Annotated in this window: 18 protein-coding genes and 1 riboswitch; of the genes, 11 read left to right on the top strand and 7 right to left on the bottom strand. The window is 67.0% G+C overall.

Going from position 1 to position 16,526, the window contains the following annotated elements; translation table 11 throughout:
* Positions 1-4 precede the first annotated feature (4 nt).
* Positions 5-1,228, bottom strand: coding sequence for a glycosyltransferase (locus tag KQ304_RS08945; RefSeq protein WP_259736743.1), 1,224 nt, complete (start codon positions 1,226-1,228; stop codon positions 5-7).
* Between the two features lie 6 nt (positions 1,229-1,234).
* Between KQ304_RS08945 and KQ304_RS08940 the strand changes: the two genes are divergently transcribed.
* From KQ304_RS08940 to kdsB, 4 genes are read left to right on the top strand one after another with little or no spacing between them, the layout of a single operon-like run.
* On the top strand, positions 1,235-1,942 hold the full coding sequence (locus tag KQ304_RS08940) for a glycosyltransferase (protein ID WP_259736742.1): 708 nt from the start codon (positions 1,235-1,237) through the stop codon (positions 1,940-1,942).
* Positions 1,933-2,424 (top strand): diadenosine tetraphosphate hydrolase, encoded by a 492-nt coding sequence (locus tag KQ304_RS08935; protein WP_311133900.1) that lies wholly within the window; start codon positions 1,933-1,935, stop codon positions 2,422-2,424. The genes KQ304_RS08940 and KQ304_RS08935 overlap by 10 nt, the downstream gene beginning before the upstream one ends.
* A 25-nt stretch (positions 2,425-2,449) precedes the next feature.
* On the top strand, positions 2,450-3,793 hold the full coding sequence (locus KQ304_RS08930; RefSeq protein ID WP_259736741.1) for a CCA tRNA nucleotidyltransferase: 1,344 nt from the start codon (positions 2,450-2,452) through the stop codon (positions 3,791-3,793).
* Between the two features lie 51 nt (positions 3,794-3,844).
* Positions 3,845-4,690 (top strand): 3-deoxy-manno-octulosonate cytidylyltransferase, encoded by an 846-nt coding sequence (gene kdsB, locus KQ304_RS08925; RefSeq protein ID WP_259736740.1) that lies wholly within the window; start codon positions 3,845-3,847, stop codon positions 4,688-4,690.
* A 4-nt stretch (positions 4,691-4,694) separates the two neighbouring features.
* On the opposite strand, the gene KQ304_RS08920 is transcribed toward kdsB, so the two are convergent.
* Entirely contained in the window at positions 4,695-5,693 is a 999-nt protein-coding gene (locus tag KQ304_RS08920; RefSeq protein ID WP_259736739.1) for an SIS domain-containing protein, read from the bottom strand.
* Positions 5,694-5,726: 33 nt separating this feature from the next.
* A complete protein-coding gene (smpB, locus tag KQ304_RS08915) occupies positions 5,727-6,224 on the bottom strand; it encodes an SsrA-binding protein SmpB (RefSeq protein WP_255108544.1) in 498 nt (165 codons plus the stop codon).
* A 59-nt stretch (positions 6,225-6,283) separates the two neighbouring features.
* Here smpB and ruvB point away from each other — a divergent pair, with 59 nt between their 5' ends.
* The 7 genes from ruvB (at position 6,284) to KQ304_RS08880 (ending at position 12,631) form a co-directional block, all read left to right on the top strand.
* Positions 6,284-7,363 (top strand): Holliday junction branch migration DNA helicase RuvB, encoded by a 1,080-nt coding sequence (gene ruvB / locus KQ304_RS08910; protein ID WP_259736738.1) that lies wholly within the window; start codon positions 6,284-6,286, stop codon positions 7,361-7,363.
* Entirely contained in the window at positions 7,363-8,172 is an 810-nt protein-coding gene (locus KQ304_RS08905) for a tetratricopeptide repeat protein (RefSeq protein ID WP_259736737.1), read from the top strand. The genes ruvB and KQ304_RS08905 overlap by 1 nt, the downstream gene beginning before the upstream one ends.
* Positions 8,169-9,392, top strand: coding sequence for an amidohydrolase (locus KQ304_RS08900; RefSeq protein ID WP_259736736.1), 1,224 nt, complete (start codon positions 8,169-8,171; stop codon positions 9,390-9,392). Before KQ304_RS08905 ends, KQ304_RS08900 begins: the two co-directional genes overlap by 4 nt.
* Positions 9,389-9,646 (top strand): DUF3188 domain-containing protein, encoded by a 258-nt coding sequence (locus tag KQ304_RS08895; protein WP_259736735.1) that lies wholly within the window; start codon positions 9,389-9,391, stop codon positions 9,644-9,646. Before KQ304_RS08900 ends, KQ304_RS08895 begins: the two co-directional genes overlap by 4 nt.
* 26 nt (positions 9,647-9,672) lie before the next feature.
* The gene (locus KQ304_RS08890) at positions 9,673-10,305 is read left to right on the top strand and encodes a HEAT repeat domain-containing protein (protein ID WP_259736734.1); all 633 of its coding nucleotides are present in this window, start codon (positions 9,673-9,675) and stop codon (positions 10,303-10,305) included.
* A 32-nt stretch (positions 10,306-10,337) separates the two neighbouring features.
* Positions 10,338-10,465: riboswitch (TPP riboswitch) on the top strand.
* Positions 10,466-10,559: 94 nt separating this feature from the next.
* Positions 10,560-11,972, top strand: coding sequence for a phosphomethylpyrimidine synthase ThiC (gene thiC, locus KQ304_RS08885; RefSeq protein WP_259736733.1), 1,413 nt, complete (start codon positions 10,560-10,562; stop codon positions 11,970-11,972).
* Between the two features lie 164 nt (positions 11,973-12,136).
* Positions 12,137-12,631 carry a lactoylglutathione lyase family protein gene (locus tag KQ304_RS08880; RefSeq protein ID WP_259736732.1) on the top strand — a complete coding sequence of 165 codons (495 nt, stop codon included), beginning with the start codon at positions 12,137-12,139 and terminating at the stop codon, positions 12,629-12,631.
* 107 nt (positions 12,632-12,738) lie between these two features.
* On the opposite strand, the gene KQ304_RS08875 is transcribed toward KQ304_RS08880, so the two are convergent.
* From KQ304_RS08875 to KQ304_RS08860, 4 genes are all read right to left on the bottom strand, one after another.
* Entirely contained in the window at positions 12,739-13,782 is a 1,044-nt protein-coding gene (locus tag KQ304_RS08875) for a hypothetical protein (RefSeq protein ID WP_259736731.1), read from the bottom strand.
* 47 nt (positions 13,783-13,829) lie between these two features.
* Complete coding sequence (locus tag KQ304_RS08870) at positions 13,830-14,405, bottom strand: J domain-containing protein (RefSeq protein ID WP_259736730.1); 576 nt, start codon at positions 14,403-14,405, stop codon at positions 13,830-13,832.
* Between the two features lie 94 nt (positions 14,406-14,499).
* Positions 14,500-15,378, bottom strand: coding sequence for a mechanosensitive ion channel family protein (locus tag KQ304_RS08865; RefSeq protein ID WP_259736729.1), 879 nt, complete (start codon positions 15,376-15,378; stop codon positions 14,500-14,502).
* A gap of 3 nt (positions 15,379-15,381) precedes the next feature.
* Positions 15,382-16,521, bottom strand: coding sequence for a hypothetical protein (locus tag KQ304_RS08860; RefSeq protein ID WP_259736728.1), 1,140 nt, complete (start codon positions 16,519-16,521; stop codon positions 15,382-15,384).
* Between the last annotated feature and the right edge of the window lie 5 nt (positions 16,522-16,526).

The raw sequence follows: 16,526 nt of genomic DNA, 5'->3' as shown, positions 1-16,526 counted from the left end.
GGGCTCACACCAGTTGGCTCAGATCCTGCAGCATGGCTTCGGTGCGGCCCCGGTAGGTGTGGGCTGCAGCCCCCGCCAGCCGCTGTTGCTGTGTCGGTCCGTCCCCCTCAAGGGCCGCGCTGATGGCGGCGGCGAAGGCTTCAGCCGTGGGCTGGCGCAGCAGGGCCAGGTGGCCGAACGGCTCGAGAGCGTCGATGGCCGTGGCCACCACCGGCAGCCCTGCCGCCAGATATTCGAAGAACTTCATCGGGAACATCGCCTGGGTGTAGGGGCTGAGGCGAAGGGGCAGCAGCCCGAGATCCAGGCCTTTGAGATAGGCGGGCAGATCGTTGTAGGGCCTGGTGCCCAGCAGGTGCACGTTGTCGAGGGTCGCCAGGGCCGCCACATCGGTGGAGGGGTCCCCCTCGCCCACCGGACCGATCAGCACAAAAGACCAGTGGGGATGGCGCCGCGCCAGGGTCTCCAGCAGCAACAGATCCAGCTTGTAGGCACTGATGGCACCGACGAAGCCGATCCGTGGCGCCGGCAGGGCGGCCAGCTCGGCGGGAACGCCCAGGCTGGGGTCCAGGGCGCGGGCGAAGTGGGCGCCATCGGCCACATTCGGGTAGTAGATGGTCTGGGGATTCAGCGGCCGCAGGTCGCTCAGCAGCTGGGGGGAGGTGACGAACACCGCATCGGCCTCGGCGCAGAGCCGGGCTTCGCCGCGGTCGATCGCGGCGGCCGGCATGTCCGGTTGCGCCTGGATCGCGTCGACGCAGTGATAGATGAGCCGCTGGTAGGGCCCAGCGTCGAGCACGTCGAGGGTGCGGGGGTTGTAGGTCCAGAGCCAGTCACGGCGCAGCCCCAGCCGGCGGCGGCAGCGGGCCAGCCCCAGCCGGAGCACCTGGCGATTCAGCCAGGCGGCCGGGCCGCTGCGGGCCCCTGGCAGCACCAGGGGGGACCAGACCCAGAGGCGCTCCCGCACCGGCCGCGGCGGCCGCAGGCCATGGCGGAGCCTCTGCAGCACCCGTCTCCAGTCGGAGCGGCCGGCGCGCAGTGGGCGCAGACCCAGCGATTCGACGTAGAGCACCCGGTGCCCCAGCTTGGCCAGGGAGCAGGCCACATGCTGTTTGTTGGTCCAGAGCGGATGGTCCCAGTCGGCCGTGGCGAGCAGGGTGATGTCGGCCAGCCCGTTCGGCTCGCCGTTGCCGGGCATCATTTCGGTCGTCTCCGCCTCGACCCCTACCATCTCTTCATGAGCCGACCGATCCCCATCTTTATCGGTTACGACCCGCGCGAGCGGGCTGCCACCAACGTTCTGATCGACAGCCTGTACCAGCACAGCAGCCTGCCGCTGGCGATCACTCCAGTGGTGGCGGAACAGCTGAGCGCTCAGCACACGCGCCTCCGCGATCCGAAGCAGAGCACGGCCTTCTCCTTCACCCGCTTTCTGGTTCCCTACCTGATGAATTATCAGGGCTGGGCCATTTTCATGGACTGCGACATGCTCTGTCGCGGTGACATTGCCTCCCTCTGGTCGCTGCGCGACGACCGCTATGCCGTGATGTGCGTGCAGCACGAGCACGTCCCCACCGAAGCGGCGAAATTCCTCGGTGAGGTGCAGAGCGCCTATCCCAAGAAGAACTGGAGCTCGCTGATGTTGCTCAACTGCGATCGCTGCTCCGCCCTGACCCCCGCCTACGTCGAGACCGCCAGCGGCCTGGAGCTGCATCGGTTCCACTGGCTGGCCGGCGACCATGAAATCGGTGCGCTTCCCACTGGCTGGAATCATCTGGTGGATGTGCAGGCCCCACCGGAGCCCGCTGCCAACGCCGAGGCCGGCCCCACCCTGCTGCACTGGACCTTGGGCGGACCCTGGTTCCGTCAGCAGCGGGCCATGGGTGGTCCGCTGGCGGCCGAATGGTTCGGTGCCCGCGATGACGCCATGGCCCTGTGGGACTGAGCGGAGGGTCCGGCCCCGACGGGGCGGTTCCCGATCTCGGCTGCGCTGTCTGCCAGATCCAGGCGGCGCTCCACACCGGTGACGATCCGCTGATCCACCGCAGCGGTCCCTGGCTGCTGCGGCATCATCCCCACCCCAGCCCCTTGGTGGGTTGGTTGCTGCTTGATGCGCGCCGGCACGTGCCGGGCCCGGACGCCTTCGATGACGCTGAGGCCGCTGGATTCGGACCGATGCTGCGGCGCAGCTCGGCGCTTCTCAAGCAGTTGGTGGGCTGTGAGCGGGTCTATGCCATCGCCTTCGGGGAGGGGGCCCGCCACTTCCATCTGCACCTGATCCCGCGCCATGGCGCCGCCAGCGACACCGAGAGCTGGCGGGTGGCCGATCTCTACCGGGCCGTGGCCAGCGGCAGCCGACCGCCGGCCGATCCCGCCGCTGTGGCGTCATTTCTCTGCCGGGCCCGCGCCTGTTGCGCGTCCTGGTGAAGCTGTTGCCTGGGGCCTGGGGATGATGCAGCCACCGTCCGCCCATGCGTTCCGCGCCGTGGAGATCCCCGGCATTCCCGCCTGCCTCTGGCCCCTGCTGCTGCGGGCGGCCGGATCAGATCGCCTGGCGGTGGTGGGAGGTGCGGTGCGGGATCTGCTGCTGCACAGCGTGCATCGGGATCCCTGGCGCGGCGTCACTGATCTCGACCTGGTGGTCGACGGCAGCGAGACGACTCCTGAGGGCGCTGAGCGCCCGAACCCGCGGGCCGCTCTGCGGTTGGCGCAGGCGCTGGAGAAGCAGCTGGCGCCCGGTCAGCTGGTGGCTGTCCAGGAGCATGGGGCCTACGGCACGGTGGAACTGGAGCTGTTGCTGGCGGAAGGCCCGCTTCTGCTTGATCTGGCCAGCGCGCGGCTGGAGAGCTATCCGGTGGTGGGCGAGAACCCCGTGGTGCGGGCCGGCCGGCTGGAGGACGACCTGGCCCGTCGGGACTTCAGCATCAATGCCATGGCCCTGGTGCTGTCCTTCGCGGCCGATGCAGCGGCTCAGGACGGCCCCTCGCTGATCCTGTTCGATCCCCATGGGGGGCAGGCGGATCTGAGTCGCCGGGAGCTCCGCTTTCTCCATGGCGGCAGCGTTCGGGACGATCCCACCCGATTGATCCGCGCCGCCCGCTACGCCGCCCGGCTCGGTTTCCGCCTCGCGGCAGAGGGCCGACTTCAAGCGCAGGACACCCTGGCGGCCTGGCCCTGGTCGTGGCGTCACGGCCAGGATCCCGCCCTGGCGCCGGCGGCGCTGGGCACCCGCCTGCGGGGAGAGCTGGACCTGCTGCTGAAGCGGGAGCCCTGGCCGATCGCGCTGGCGGCCCTTCAGCAGTGGGGTGGCTTGGCGCTGCTCGATGACGGACTTCAGGCCGACCGGCACTGGCTCCGGCGGATGCGCTGGGCGAGCCGGTTGGGGCTTCCAGCGCTGGTGGCTCTGTTGGCGGGCTGCAGCGCTCCGCTGGCGGTGGCCGAGCGGCTGCAGTTGCCTCACCGTCAGCACCAGTTGCTGGCCCAGTGGCTGCGGCTGGCGGAGCGGCTGGCGCAGGTGAGCGGATCTGACTCGGGAGAGGCCTTCTCGGCCTGGTCTCCCTCAGGCTGGGCGGTGCTGCTGGAGGGTCAGGGCGCCACTCCGGCGGCGGTGGCCCTGGCCCTGGCTGCTGGCACCGGCCCCCGCCGCCCCCTGCTGCGCTGGTGGCTGCGCTGGCGCCATCTCAGGGGGGATCTGGTGGCGGCTGATCTGCTCGTCGCAGGCGTTGCGCCCGGCCCGGCCCTGGGGGAGCGACTGCGCCGCTCGAGGGCGGCCCGGCTGGATCAGGAACGGCTCTAGGGCTCACCGCCGCCTGGCGATAAGCTCCGCTGCAGCGACCGGGATCCAGCGGTGAACGAGGCGGACCTGCAGCAGGAAGCAGCGGCCCCCTGGCGCTGTCTGGTGGCGGTGCCCGCCCGGTTGGAGTCGTCGCGGTTGCCCAACAAGGTGATGGCCGACATCGGCGGGCAGCCGATGCTGCGGCGGGTGCTGGAGTGCTGCCGGCGCTCCCGCCGGGCCGCTGCGGTGGTGCTCTGCACCGACAGCGACCTGCTGCGCCGGGAAGCAGGAGCCTGGGGGTTCCCCGTGCTGATGACAGCGGCCTCCTGCAGCTCCGGCAGCGACCGTCTCGCTTCGGTGGTGGAGGCGCTCACGGCCCTGGCCGCGGCGGCGGCGGCCAGCCCTGACGCGCCCCCGCCGGATCCCTCCCGCACGGTGATCATCAACGTCCAGGGGGATCAGCCCTTCATCGATCCGGCGGTGATCGATGCGATGGCCGAGGCCTTCGCCAGCACCACCCCAGGTCCTGCTGTGCTCACCCCGGTGTACCGGATGGGGGCGGAGAAGGTGCACAACCCGAATGTGGTCAAAACGCTGCTGGCGGCCGATGGTCGCGCCCTTTACTTCTCCCGCTCGGCCCTGCCCCATGTGCGCGGCGTTGAGCCCGCCGACTGGCCCCAGCACGCGCCCTACTGGGGCCATGTGGGCATCTACGGCTACCGGGCCGATGTGCTGGCGCGCTGGAGTGACCTGCCGGCTTCGCCGCTGGAGCAGATCGAGAAGCTGGAGCAGCTGCGGCTGATCGAGGCGGGCATTCCGGTGGGTACCTTCCCCGTCGACGGTGATTTCCTCTCGGTGGACACCGCCGAGCAGCTGGAGCAGGCCCGCGCCATCGCTGCTGCTGCTGCTGCCGCCTGAGCGCTCAGCTGGCCGAGGGGGTCAGGCCCGCCTGCACCAGGTCATGCAGGCGCAGCAGGCCCAGCATCGGTCCCCCCGCGGCCAGCACCGGCAGCACGCCGATCGGCTTGCGCCGGTTGCGCTCCATCCGCTCCAGGGCCTCCACCGCCAGCAGATCCGCCGCCACGGTGATTGGATCGACTGTCATCAGATCGGCGGCCCGCAGCTCAGCCCACTCGGCTGGCGCGTGCTGCTCCAGGGCCCGGCGCAGGTCGCCGTCGGTGATCAGCCCGGCCAGCTCGGCGCTGGAGTTCGCCCGGCGCACCCAGCAGGCCCCCACCCCATCGCCGGTGAGCCCGGCGATTACCTCGCTGAGGCTGGCGCCCTCCTCGAGGGGATGGAGCTTGGCGGTGGGCACCATCAGATCCCCCACCGTGAGGGTGAGCTGCTTGCCCAGGGCACCGGCGGGGTGGTTGAGGGCGAAATCAGCCGGTGAGATGCCGCGCCGCTCCATCCACACCGCCGCCAGGGCATCGCCGATCGCCATCGCCACGGCGGTGCTGGCGGTGGGCGCCAGGTTGAGCGGGCACACTTCCCGATCGACGGAGCCATCCAGCACCACCTCACAGCCCCGGGCCAGGCTGGAGGCCACCCGGCCCACGAGCGCCATGCGGCCGGTGCCGCGGCGGCGCAGGTGGGGCAGGATCTCCAGCAGCTCCTGGGTCTCGCCGCTGTTGGAGAGCAGCAGCACCACGTCTTCGGGGGCCACCACCCCCAGATCCCCGTGCAGGGCATCGAGGGGGTTGAGGTAGAGGGCCATCAGCCCGATCGAGGAGAAGGTGGCGGCGATCTTGCGCGCCACGATGCCGCTCTTGCCCACGCCGGTGATCACCAGCTTGGCGCGCTGGTCGGCGCAGCGATCGAGCAGCGCCAGGGCCGCGTCCACCTGCGCGGCATCCAGGCGCCCGGAGGCGGCGGCGATGGCGGCCGCCTCTTCCTGCAGACAGCGCGTCAGTGCCGACATCCCGGTGCCCCGCTCGTGCTGGGGACTGTATGGCTAGAGGCGGGCCAGGGCCGAGCGCACCTCCCGGTCGGCGTCCTTGCGGCGCTCATCCTGACGCTTGTCGTGCAGCTTGCGGCCCTTGGCCAGGCCGAGGGTGAGCTTGATCCAGGAGCCCTTGAGGTGCAGATTCAGGGGCACCAGGGTGAGGCCCTTCTGGTCGAGCGCCACCCGCAGCTTGTCGATCTCGCGGCGGTGGGCCAGCAGCTTGCGGGTGCGCAGCGGTTCATGGTTGAAGTAGGCACTCGCGTGGCTGTGGGGCGAGATGTGCACGTTGTGCAGCTGCAGTTCACCGCTGCGGATCAGGCCGAAGCCGTCGCGCAGGTTGGCCTTGCCCGCCCTGATCGACTTCACCTCGGTGCCCACCAGCTCGATGCCCGTTTCCAGGGTTTCGAGGATCTCGTATTGGTGCCGTGCGAAACGGTTGTCGGCCAGCAGCCGATTGGAGGCATCCCGTGCCGCCTTGGCCGCCTTCTTGCCCGCGCCTTTGGCCATCGACCTCCCCTCTGCTGAGCTGACCCTATCCACGGCCGGGCCTGCCTACTGTCGAGGCCATGGCGATCGTCTCCTCCGCAGCCGGATCCGGCGCCCAGCCGCCGCCGCGGCTGCTGGATCCTCGCCAGCAGCAGACCGGCTCAGGCCAGGATCCGCAGGAGGCCGATGCCGAAGCTCCCCTGCCCAACCGCGAAGACGGGCTGCGGCCGCGGCGCCTGAGCGAGTACATCGGCCAGAGCGAGCTCAAGCAGGTGCTGGGCATTGCCGTGGAGGCCACGCGCCAGCGGGCCGAAGCGCTCGATCACGTGCTGCTCTACGGCCCGCCTGGCCTCGGCAAAACCACCATGGCCCTGGTGCTGGCGGAGGAACTGGGGGTGCGCTGCCGCATCACCAGCGCCCCGGCCCTGGAGCGCCCGCGCGACATTGTGGGTCTACTGGTGAACCTGCGCCCCCATGAGGTGCTGTTCATCGATGAGATCCACCGGCTCAACCGTGTGGCCGAGGAACTGCTCTATCCGGCGATGGAGGATTTCCGCCTCGATCTCACCGTGGGCAAGGGCACCACGGCCCGCACCCGGGCGGTGCCGCTGGTGCCCTTCACCCTGGTGGGTGCCACCACGCGGGCCGGGGCCCTGAGTTCACCCCTGCGCGACCGCTTCGGCCTGATTCAGCGGCTGGAGTTCTACACCGTCGACGACCTGCAGGCGATCGTCGAGCGGGCCGCTGGCCTGATCGGCCTGGTGCTGGAGGCGGAGGCGGCCGTGGAGGTGGCCCGTCGCTGCCGCGGCACGCCCCGCATCGCCAACCGGCTGCTGCGGCGGGTGCGCGATGTGGCCAGCGTGCAGGGGGAGGCGCGCATCGGCCCACGGCTGGTGGCCGAGGCCCTCAGCCTGCACCGGGTGGATGCCCGCGGCCTCGATGCCAGCGATCGCCGCCTGCTGGAGTTGCTGCTCGGCGGCTACGGCGGCGGCCCCGTGGGTCTCGACACCCTGGCCGCCGGCCTCGGCGAAGACCCGATCACCCTGGAAACCGTGGTGGAGCCCTTCCTGCTGCAGCTCGGCTTCCTGCAACGCACCCCCCGGGGCCGGGTGGCCACCGAGGCGGCACGGCGCCACCTGGGCTGGCCGGAGGCCGCCTGATGGCCAGCTGGCAGGTCGTTCGACGGGGGCTGCTGGCGATCGCTCTGGCCTTGGCCCTGCTGCTGCTGCCGGGTCCGGCGCCGCTCTGGGCCAGCCCCACCGTTCCGTTGCCGCAGGTGTTCGAGCAGGCGCTCATCGCCAGCCGCGAGGGCCGCTTCGGCGATGCCCTGCCCCTCTGGAATCAGGTGCTGGAGCAGGCCCCCAGGGATGCCGCGGCCTGGAGCAACCGCGGCAATGTGCAACTGGCCCTGGGCAGGGCTGAGGCCGCGATCGCCGATCAGGAGCGGGCGATGGCGCTCGATCCGATCAACCCCGATCCCCACCTCAACCGCGGCACCGCTGAAGAGGCCCTGGGCCAGTGGGAGCTGGCCGCCGCCGATTACCACTGGATTCTGGAGCGGGATCCCGAGGACGCCTCCGCCCTCTACAACCTCGGCAATGTGCAGGGCTCCCTCGGCCATTGGGATCAGGCCAGGGACTGCTTCGAGGCGGCGGCGGCGGCCCGGCCGGGCTTTGCCATGGCCCGCTCCAGTGCGGCTCTGGCCGCTTTTCAGCTGGGGGAGCCGGCCGAGGCTGAGCAGGACCTGCGCAAGCTGGTGCGCCGCTATCCCCTGTTCGCCGATGCGCGGGCGGCGCTGACGGCCCTGCTCTGGCAGCGGGGCGCCGTCGGTGAAGCCGAAAGCAACTGGGCGGCGGCTTCGGGCCTGGATCCCCGCTATCGCCAGCCAGAATGGCTGCTGGAGATCCGACGCTGGCCCCCAGGGCCGGTCCAGGCTCTCGAGAATTTTCTCCAGTTGGTCCAGCGATGAGTTCTGCCGCCCCACCCCGTCCCAGCGGCACCGCGGCGGAGCTGTGGCAGCGGCTGGATCTGGCTCGGGCCCTGGAGCAGGCCACGCCCGAGCTGATCGGTCTGCGCCGCCATGTCCATGCCCACCCCGAGCTGAGCGGCGCTGAACACCAGACGGCGGCCCTGGTGGCCGGTGAACTGCGCCTGCTCGGTTGGCAGGTGCGCGAAGGCGTGGGCCGCACCGGTGTGGTGGGCGAGCTGGGCCCCCTCGACGCGCCGCTGGTGGCCGTGCGGGTGGATATGGATGCCCTGCCGGTGGAGGAACGCACCGGCCTGCCCTTCGCCTCCAGCCAGCAGGGGTTGATGCATGCCTGCGGCCACGATCTGCACACCGCTGTGGGGCTCGGTGTGGCGCGGCTGCTGGCACCGCTGGCGAACCAGCTGCGCGCGCGGGTGCGGCTGCTGTTTCAGCCGGCGGAGGAGACGGCCCAGGGGGCGGCCTGGATGCTGGCCGATGGCGCCATGGAGGGGGTGCAGGCCCTGTTCGGGCTGCATGTGTTCCCCAGCCTGGAGGTGGGAACGATCGGCGTGCGCAGCGGCAGCCTCACCGCCGCCGCCGGCGAGCTGGAGGTGGAGGTGCTGGGGGAAGGGGGACACGGGGCCAGGCCCCACCAGTCCACTGATGCGATCTGGATCGCGGCCCGGGTGGTGAGCGGTCTGCAGGAGGCGATCAGCCGTCGGCTCGATGCCCTGCACCCGGTGGTGGTGAGCTTCGGGCGGATCGAAGGGGGCAAGGCGTTCAACGTGATCGCCGACCATGTGCGCCTGCTGGGCACCGTCCGCTGCCTGGACACCACCGTCCACGCCGAGCTGCCGGGCTGGATCGAGGACACGGTGCATGCCATCTGCCGGGGTTACGGCGGCGAGGCCCGTGTGCGCTACCGCTGCATTTCGCCGCCGGTGCACAACGACCCCGATCTCACCGACATCGTCGAAGAGGCCGCCCAGGCGTTGATGGGTCGCCAGCAGGTGCTGCGGCTCGACCAACCGTCCCTGGGGGCTGAGGATTTCGCCCAGCTGCTCAGCGCCGCACCGGGCACGATGTTCCGTCTGGGGGTGGCGGGAGCCGAGGGCTGTGCGCCCCTGCACAACGGCGCTTTCAATCCCGATGAAGGGTCCCTGGCCGTGGGCGTGCAGGTGCTCACCCTCAGCCTGCTGCTGTGGATGGAGCGCCAGGCTTGAGTGGCTCCCACCCGGCCCTGAGGACGCTGCTGGCCCTCTCGGCCCCGCTGCTGATCCTGCTGGCGCTGGTGAGCCTGGCTTCCCGCAGTGGCCACCAGCGGCTCGAGGCGGTGCCGGCCCTGCTGATCGGCAGCGGGTTGCTGGTGAGCAGCGGTGTGCGCCGGGCCCGGCGGCGGCGCAGCCTGCTGGAGGCGCTGCAGCAGGCCACACCTCAGGCCCCCGGTGGCGGTCGCGTGAACGGCGTGGGAGGGTGAACTCACTCCACCCCTGAGCTGAGGCCATGGCCGATCCAGACTCCGCCAGCCCGGCTGGCCTGAACCCCGAGCAGATTCGCGAGGCCATCGTCTCCGGCGACCCATCCCGCGCCCTGCCGGCGCTGGTGGGGCTGCGGCGGCTGGAGGCAGAGCAGGCGGTGCCGCTGCTGCTGCTGGGCCTGGAGCAGGAACCGTTCATCGTGCGCTCGATCAGCTGCGCGGGCCTGGGGGTGAAGCGCAACGAGGCGGGCTGGCAGGCCCTGACGACGGCCCTCAGTGCCGATGAGGATGCCAATGTGCGCGCCGAGGCCGCCAATGCCCTGGCCAGTTACGGGGTGGAGCGGGCCTGGCCGCTGCTGCGCCAGTCGTTTGCGGCCGACGACCAGTGGCTGGTGCGTTGCAGCATCCTCTCGGCCCTGGCGGAGCAGGCGGAGATCGAGCCCGGTGTGCTGCTGGAGCTGGCCCAGATGGCCATCGCCGATACCGATGGCAGTGTGCGCGTGGGTGGAACTGAGATTCTCGGCCGGATCGTCCGGGATGCCGGCGCCAACTCGCAGCAGACGGAGATCAGTGAGGCGGCGCGCCAGGCATTGAGCGGCCTGCAGCAGGATCCCGACCATCGGGTGGTGGCGGCGGCTCTCAATGGTCTGCAGGGTTGAGAGTCCGTTTCCGGCCAGGCTTGCTAGGTTTTAAGCGTCACTAGGGGTGCCCGGCTTGAGCACGCTTCCCCCCGGAAGAGCGCTTCAGGCCCTGGCTGAGATCACACCCTCCGAACCTGATCCGGGTCATGCCGGCGCAGGGAAGTGTCCCGAATGCAGCCGCGGTCCGATCGGTCCCGGTGGCGCCCGGATCCGGAGTTGTGCCATCGCCTCCCAGCGGCCCCCGGTCCGAACGCCCCTTTCACGAGTCGATCATGCGCAGCGCCTGGATTGAGAAGCGTCGTGGTGACGCCAATGTGTCGCAGATGCATTACGCCCGCCAGGGTGTGATCACCGAGGAGATGGCCTATGTGGCCAAGGGCGAGAAGCTGCCTGAATCGCTGGTGATGGAGGAGGTGGCCCGGGGCCGGATGATCATCCCCGCCAACATCAACCACACCAATCTCGAGCCGATGGCGATCGGCATCGCCTCCAGGTGCAAGGTGAACGCCAACATCGGCGCCTCCCCCAACGCCTCCGACCTGGAGGAGGAAGTGGCCAAGCTGCGCCTGGCGGTGAAGTACGGCGCCGACACGGTGATGGACCTCTCCACCGGCGGCGTCAACCTCGATGAGGTGCGCACGGCGATCATCAACGCCTCCACGGTGCCGATCGGCACGGTGCCCGTGTATCAGGCGCTGGAGAGCGTGCACGGCTCGATCGAGAAGCTCGACGAAGACGACTTCCTGCACATCATCGAGAAGCACTGCCAGCAGGGCGTTGATTACCAGACGATCCACGCCGGCCTGCTGATCGAGCACCTGCCGCTGGTGAAGGGCCGCCTCACCGGCATCGTCAGCCGCGGCGGCGGCATCCTGGCCCAGTGGATGCTCTATCACCACCGCCAGAACCCGCTGTTCACGCGCTTCGATGACATCATCGAAATCTTCAAGCGCTACGACTGCAGCTTCTCCCTGGGCGATTCGCTGCGCCCCGGCTGCCAGCACGATGCCTCCGATGCCGCCCAGCTGGCCGAGCTGAAAACTCTGGGTCAGCTCACCCGCCGCGCCTGGGAGCACGACATCCAGGTGATGGTGGAGGGTCCGGGCCACGTGCCGATGGACCAGATCGAGTTCAACGTCAAAAAGCAGATGGAGGAGTGCAGCGAGGCGCCCTTCTACGTGCTCGGCCCCCTGGTGACGGACATCGCCCCTGGCTACGACCACATCACCAGCGCCATCGGCGCCGCCCTGGCCGGCTGGCACGGCACGGCGATGCTCTGCTACGTGACGCCCAAAGAGCACCTCGGCCTGCCCAACGCCGAAGACGTGCGTGAGGGCCTGATCGCCTACAAGATCGCCGCCCACGCCGCCGACATCGCCCGCCACCGCCCGGGAGCCCGCGACCGCGACGACGAACTCAGCCGCGCCCGCTACGCCTTCGACTGGAACAAGCAGTTCGATCTCTCGCTCGACCCCGAGCGGGCCCGTGAGTACCACGACGAAACCCTGCCCGCCGACATCTACAAGCAGGCCGAGTTCTGCTCGATGTGCGGCCCCAAGCACTGCCCGATGCAGACCAAGATCACCGACGAGGATCTGGCCGGCCTCGAAGAGGTGCTGAAGGCTCAGGAGGCTGCAGCTGCCGCCGCAGCTGGCCAACCTGCTGGCCAACCGGTGGGAGTCTGAGCCAGGGGGCTGTCTGGGTGGGGCGTGATGCACCAGTGGCTCAGGGGCCCACCCAGACAGCCTTGATGTCGAGAGTGTTCCGCGGATACTCCAGGGCCTTTCCTTCGGGAAGTGTTTTCGGGCCCGTCGAGCTACTGTTGATTTTCAAGTGATAGGAATAAGCTATGAGCCCATATCCAAGAACGTTTTCGCATATCAGAATTTCTGTCCCAGATGTAGAGAAAGCGGCTCAGTTTTACAGTGATGCGATGGGCTGGTATCATATAATGAAGCCAACAGTGATTACTGAAGAGTCAAGAACCCCAATAGGGCAAATGTGTATCGATGTATTCGGCGAGGGCTGGGGCTCGTTTAAAATTGCGCACATGTCTACAGGTGATAAGATTGGTGTTGAAATGTTTGAATTTAAAAACAATGAAACACCAAAAGACTTTGAGTATTGGAAGACGAGCACTTTTCACTTTTGCGTTCAGGATCCAGATATTGAAGGACTGGTAAAAAAGATTGTCGAACACGGCGGCAAGCAGAGGATGCCTATCCGCGAATACTATCCCGGAGAAAAACCCTACAGGATGTGCTACGTCGAAGATCCCTTCGGCCTCATCTTTGAGATCTATTCACACAGTTATGAATTAACCTATTCACAAGGTGCCTACTAGAAAGTTAATAAAAGCATGCAGTTGGGCGCGGCGTAGCCTCGTTGCTGCGGATGGCCTCAGCATGATCGTGGAGCGTTCGTGATAATCATCGCTGCAAGATTCTTTGCTCAACTCCTGTGATACCTCACCTGCTGCCCTTCCCGTTCGTGTTGAAGCCGTTTCAGTCGTCGGGTCAAGGTTTGCAGTCGTTTCATTTGTCTGGAGTTCACAGGATCGAAGAGATCAGCGCGCACGGTTTCGGCGAAAGTTAGAAAGTCGTTGGGGGTGCAGGCTCCAGGCCTCCAGCTGTGAAACTCCTGATGCAGATCTGGAATGATCACCAGGATGTTATCGCTCAGATCTGCCAGGTCTGGGCGGCTGCAGCGATCAAACAGGTGGTGACCGGCCAGGTCCACTTTCGTCTGCCTTGAGGACTTCTGTCCGGTCACTTCGCAGCGATTCCCGGCAGCACCCTTGGCTCGCTTGATGGCTAGATCTGATCCCTGGGTCAGGTGGCGGATTTCAGCGTTGAAGCATGTTTCCACCACATCGCCCACCGCTTCGATCCAGGCTTTGCGCGCTGGGGTGATCTGGCTGTTTTTGTGCATGTCACGAGCAACTCGTGCGATGCCGCGCTGACTGATCAGCACGATCTTGGCTTCGGCCTCAACAAAATCCTTATCGATCTCAAGAGCTTCTTCCCCATCTTCAGTGCCAGTAGAACGCAAGCGACTCCAGGAGTTGCTCAAGCCCTGGTAGTTGGTCTGGAGGATGCTCACCGTGGTCTTACGGCTCACGAAGGCCAGTTCGCCTCGAATCACCAGGTCATCGCCCATCTCCATGAACTCCTGGGTAATGCGCCGTGACACCAGCATCTGTCGGCGCTTTTGCTTCACATTGAAGATCCGGTCACGGAGTAAGCGCAGAAGTCCTATCTTTTCCTTTGTTTCGATGTAACGGGCCAGGGCTTCAATGCCCTCCTCCGTGAAACGCCGGGCGCGCTTGCCTTGGGCCGCAGCCACAGGCGCTCCAGTGAACTCAAAGTGTTCACCCTCCACCAGCTCCCACTCATCGTCGGACTGCGCATCAAAGGCATCGACAATCTTGTAGAGAGAATCAATTCTTTTGCCGAGAATCCTGGCTGTTTCCCGATCCGTTAACAGGTCGCGCATGCTGGATGTTGAAGTGTTGTCGTAAGGGCTTCAGCTCTGTATTAAACTCACATCAGGGCCAGGACTGAATCTTTCATCTTCTGCAGGCGTTCCGCCACACGGGGATCACCGTTGTGGTCAGGATGGTGCACCTTGATTAAGGCTCGAAAGGCTTCCCTCACGTCATCAGCGCTGGCGGTTTTTGGATCCAGGTCGAACACCACCCAGGGCCGGAAATGCTTGAGCACGTCGATGCCGTTGATGACGGTCGGCCCTGCTTCAAGCCCCCGTTCATGGCTGGGGATACCAACGAAGCGGCGATAGAGCCTCAGCCAATCCTCTTTGTTCTTGAGGATGATCTGGTCTCCGGTCATCGACATCTGGAAATTCTTGTTCTTTTTCAGCTGCATGGCTGTCTTGCAGTCAAAATGTGCCAGCACGGCGGATTTGACTTCCGCGAGGGTGGGCGCCTTTGGCCTGGGCACCGGTTTTGGTTTGGGTGGCGGTGGGACTTTGAAGTCACTTCCATTCACGGCCCTGGCGAAGGCCAGAAGATCAGCTTCTGTTAGAGCCGACTGACTCAGCAGTGCCTGGATCCGTTCGCTGACTTCCGGTAGCGTCAACTTTTTGGCGCGTGTTACCACCTGTCGATGAGTCAGTATGTGGAAGAATTCTGAATCTATGCGGCTGGGCTTGTGCGGGAATTCGCAAATCTTCAACACTCACGGCCGCTGCAGATCAGCCTTTGGCTGCCGCCTGCTGGAGCAGTGCCAGCGAGCGGTAGGGATAGGGCAGATCATGCTGGGCAAAGGCTCGCTTGGCTCGCCTCAGCAGATCAGTCTGGTAGGTGAACTCATCACGGGCATCAATGGGATAGGAGCGCAACTTGAACTGGGTGCCCCACAGGTGTTCAGTCATCACCACAACCACAGGCAGGCGCAGCTGGGTGTACTGGCTGCTGTAGGCCGCCTGATAGAGAATCTCCATCACCAGATCCACGTCCACCCTGTGGTCGAAATACACATCGGTGGCCACTTGTGCCTCCAGGTGGCCGCTGTTGGCATTGGCGATCGGATCGGTCCAGAGCAGGTTGTGGGGAATGGTGACGGTGTCGTCGTCGGGGGTCAGCAGTTGCAGGCTGCGCAATCCGTAGCCCACCACTTCCCCGTAGTGGTCGCCGATCCTGACCCGGTCCCCCACCCGATAGGAGGCCTCGAACAGGGAGACCACCCCCGCAATGATCGAACTCACATAGTCCTTGAAGGCAAAGCCGAGGGCCACGGCCAGGGTTCCTGTCAGCGCCAGCAGGTTGTTCTGGTTGAGATTCAGAAACTGATCGAGCAGGTGGGACACCGTCACCACCAGGATCAGCCCCTTGAGGAAGGGCAGCGATTGCTTGATCAGCAGCCTGTAGCGACGGGCCACCTTTTCGGAGAGCCAGACGGTCAGCCGCTCGATCAGGACGATGCTTCCGTAGGCCAGCAGGATCGCGAGGACGGCGCTGATCGACTTCCACAGCGTCAGCTCAGCCAGGATCCGCTGCCTGCTGGTTTCAGCCTGCGCTGCCGCCAACAGCAGCTCGGGGCGCAGACCAGGGTGGAGCAGGGGCCAAGCCATCGCTCAGGCCTCCCCGGTGAAGAGATTGCTGTTCGCCAGCTCCTTCACCAGAGCGGGATAGTGCCCGGGCTGCACGCACAGCTCCGCCGCTGATTGCCGCAGCAGCCCTTCGCCCAGCAGCCGTTGGATGCGGGGCTGGAGGCGGTGGCTGGGCAGCCCCAGGCCATAGGCGAGATGGTCCCTGCGCAGGGCTCCGTGGATCAACAGGCTGTGCAGGATGTAGCGGTCCTCATCCGTCAGGGCCGGCAGTGTGGGCAGTGCCGGCCTCGATTGCTGCAGGCGGCCCGCTTCGCTGTCCGGGTCCAGTCGCAGTGCCCCGAGCCAGAGTTCAGCCGCGATCCTGAAGCTGCCCAGGGACAGGTCTGCCAGCTGGGCCCACTGGTCTGTCTCGCCTGCACCCGTCTTGGAGTGCTCCCCGTCGCCAGCGTCATTGGGCTGGTCGTCCGCGGCACGGCCGAGACCGAGGTCGTGGCTCACCGGCGCCAGCCAGTCCCTGAGGTCGTCGCCGGTGAGGGCCGGCAGGGTTCTGGCGTCGGGGAAATAGGAGTTGATCTGGCTGACGTGGTCGAGGAATTTCCAGGCCCAGCCGTTGCAGCCCAGCAGCCAGAAGCGGTCGCGGCGTTCCAGGATCACCTCGCGCAGGTGCCCGATCCCGCTCCAGCCCTTGATGCAGCGCAGAAAACACTGGTCCAGGCTCGGCAGGCACAGCAGCACCGTGTCGTCATCGCCGGCCCCAGACGGCAGGGGCTCCTCCAGTGCGGCGCTGAGCATCAGCGCCGTCGCCTGGGGATCCGCGGGCCGATGGTGGCAGGGCAGCAGCGTGTGGCACACGTCCACCGGTGCTGTCCACCCCGCCAGGGCCGCTTCGATCACCGGGGCGATGGGGTCCACCGGCCGGCTGAGCAGGATCAGCACATGGGAGGCGTCGGGATCGGAGCGCCAGGCCGCGATCGCCTCCTCCAGCTCCTGGCGCACAAAGGTCAGCTGGGCCGCCGGGATGTTGAGACCAGCGACCTGCCGCTGCACGGCGAGGCTGCGTTCCCGCGGCAGAGGCTCCAGCGGATCCTCTGCCAACTGAGACTTCTGCTGCTCAAACCAGGAATCCAGGCTGTCCCGCAGGGCCTCGAGCAGATGCAGCGCCATCAGAT

The sequence above is a fragment of the Synechococcus sp. CS-1329 genome (genome assembly GCF_025128055.1).
GTDB lineage: Bacteria > Cyanobacteriota > Cyanobacteriia > PCC-6307 > Cyanobiaceae > Regnicoccus_A.
This window is presented reverse-complemented; position numbering and strand designations above follow the sequence as displayed.

What these genes read in the sequence shown, in the direction of transcription:
- KQ304_RS08930 (WP_259736741.1), top strand. Translation starts at nt 2,450, where the DNA reads ATGCAGCCACCGTCCGCCCATGCGTTCCGCGCCGTGGAGATCCCCGGC.
- KQ304_RS08945 (WP_259736743.1), bottom strand. Translation starts at nt 1,228, where the DNA reads ATGGTAGGGGTCGAGGCGGAGACGACCGAAATGATGCCCGGCAACGGC.
- KQ304_RS08860 (WP_259736728.1), bottom strand. Translation starts at nt 16,521, where the DNA reads ATGGCGCTGCATCTGCTCGAGGCCCTGCGGGACAGCCTGGATTCCTGG.
- KQ304_RS08890 (WP_259736734.1), top strand. Translation starts at nt 9,673, where the DNA reads ATGGCCGATCCAGACTCCGCCAGCCCGGCTGGCCTGAACCCCGAGCAG.
- KQ304_RS08865 (WP_259736729.1), bottom strand. Translation starts at nt 15,378, where the DNA reads ATGGCTTGGCCCCTGCTCCACCCTGGTCTGCGCCCCGAGCTGCTGTTG.
- KQ304_RS08920 (WP_259736739.1), bottom strand. Translation starts at nt 5,693, where the DNA reads ATGTCGGCACTGACGCGCTGTCTGCAGGAAGAGGCGGCCGCCATCGCC.
- KQ304_RS08880 (WP_259736732.1), top strand. Translation starts at nt 12,137, where the DNA reads ATGAGCCCATATCCAAGAACGTTTTCGCATATCAGAATTTCTGTCCCA.
- KQ304_RS08905 (WP_259736737.1), top strand. Translation starts at nt 7,363, where the DNA reads ATGGCCAGCTGGCAGGTCGTTCGACGGGGGCTGCTGGCGATCGCTCTG.
- smpB (WP_255108544.1), bottom strand. Translation starts at nt 6,224, where the DNA reads ATGGCCAAAGGCGCGGGCAAGAAGGCGGCCAAGGCGGCACGGGATGCC.
- KQ304_RS08900 (WP_259736736.1), top strand. Translation starts at nt 8,169, where the DNA reads ATGAGTTCTGCCGCCCCACCCCGTCCCAGCGGCACCGCGGCGGAGCTG.
- KQ304_RS08940 (WP_259736742.1), top strand. Translation starts at nt 1,235, where the DNA reads ATGAGCCGACCGATCCCCATCTTTATCGGTTACGACCCGCGCGAGCGG.
- thiC (WP_259736733.1), top strand. Translation starts at nt 10,560, where the DNA reads ATGCGCAGCGCCTGGATTGAGAAGCGTCGTGGTGACGCCAATGTGTCG.
- KQ304_RS08875 (WP_259736731.1), bottom strand. Translation starts at nt 13,782, where the DNA reads ATGCGCGACCTGTTAACGGATCGGGAAACAGCCAGGATTCTCGGCAAA.
- ruvB (WP_259736738.1), top strand. Translation starts at nt 6,284, where the DNA reads ATGGCGATCGTCTCCTCCGCAGCCGGATCCGGCGCCCAGCCGCCGCCG.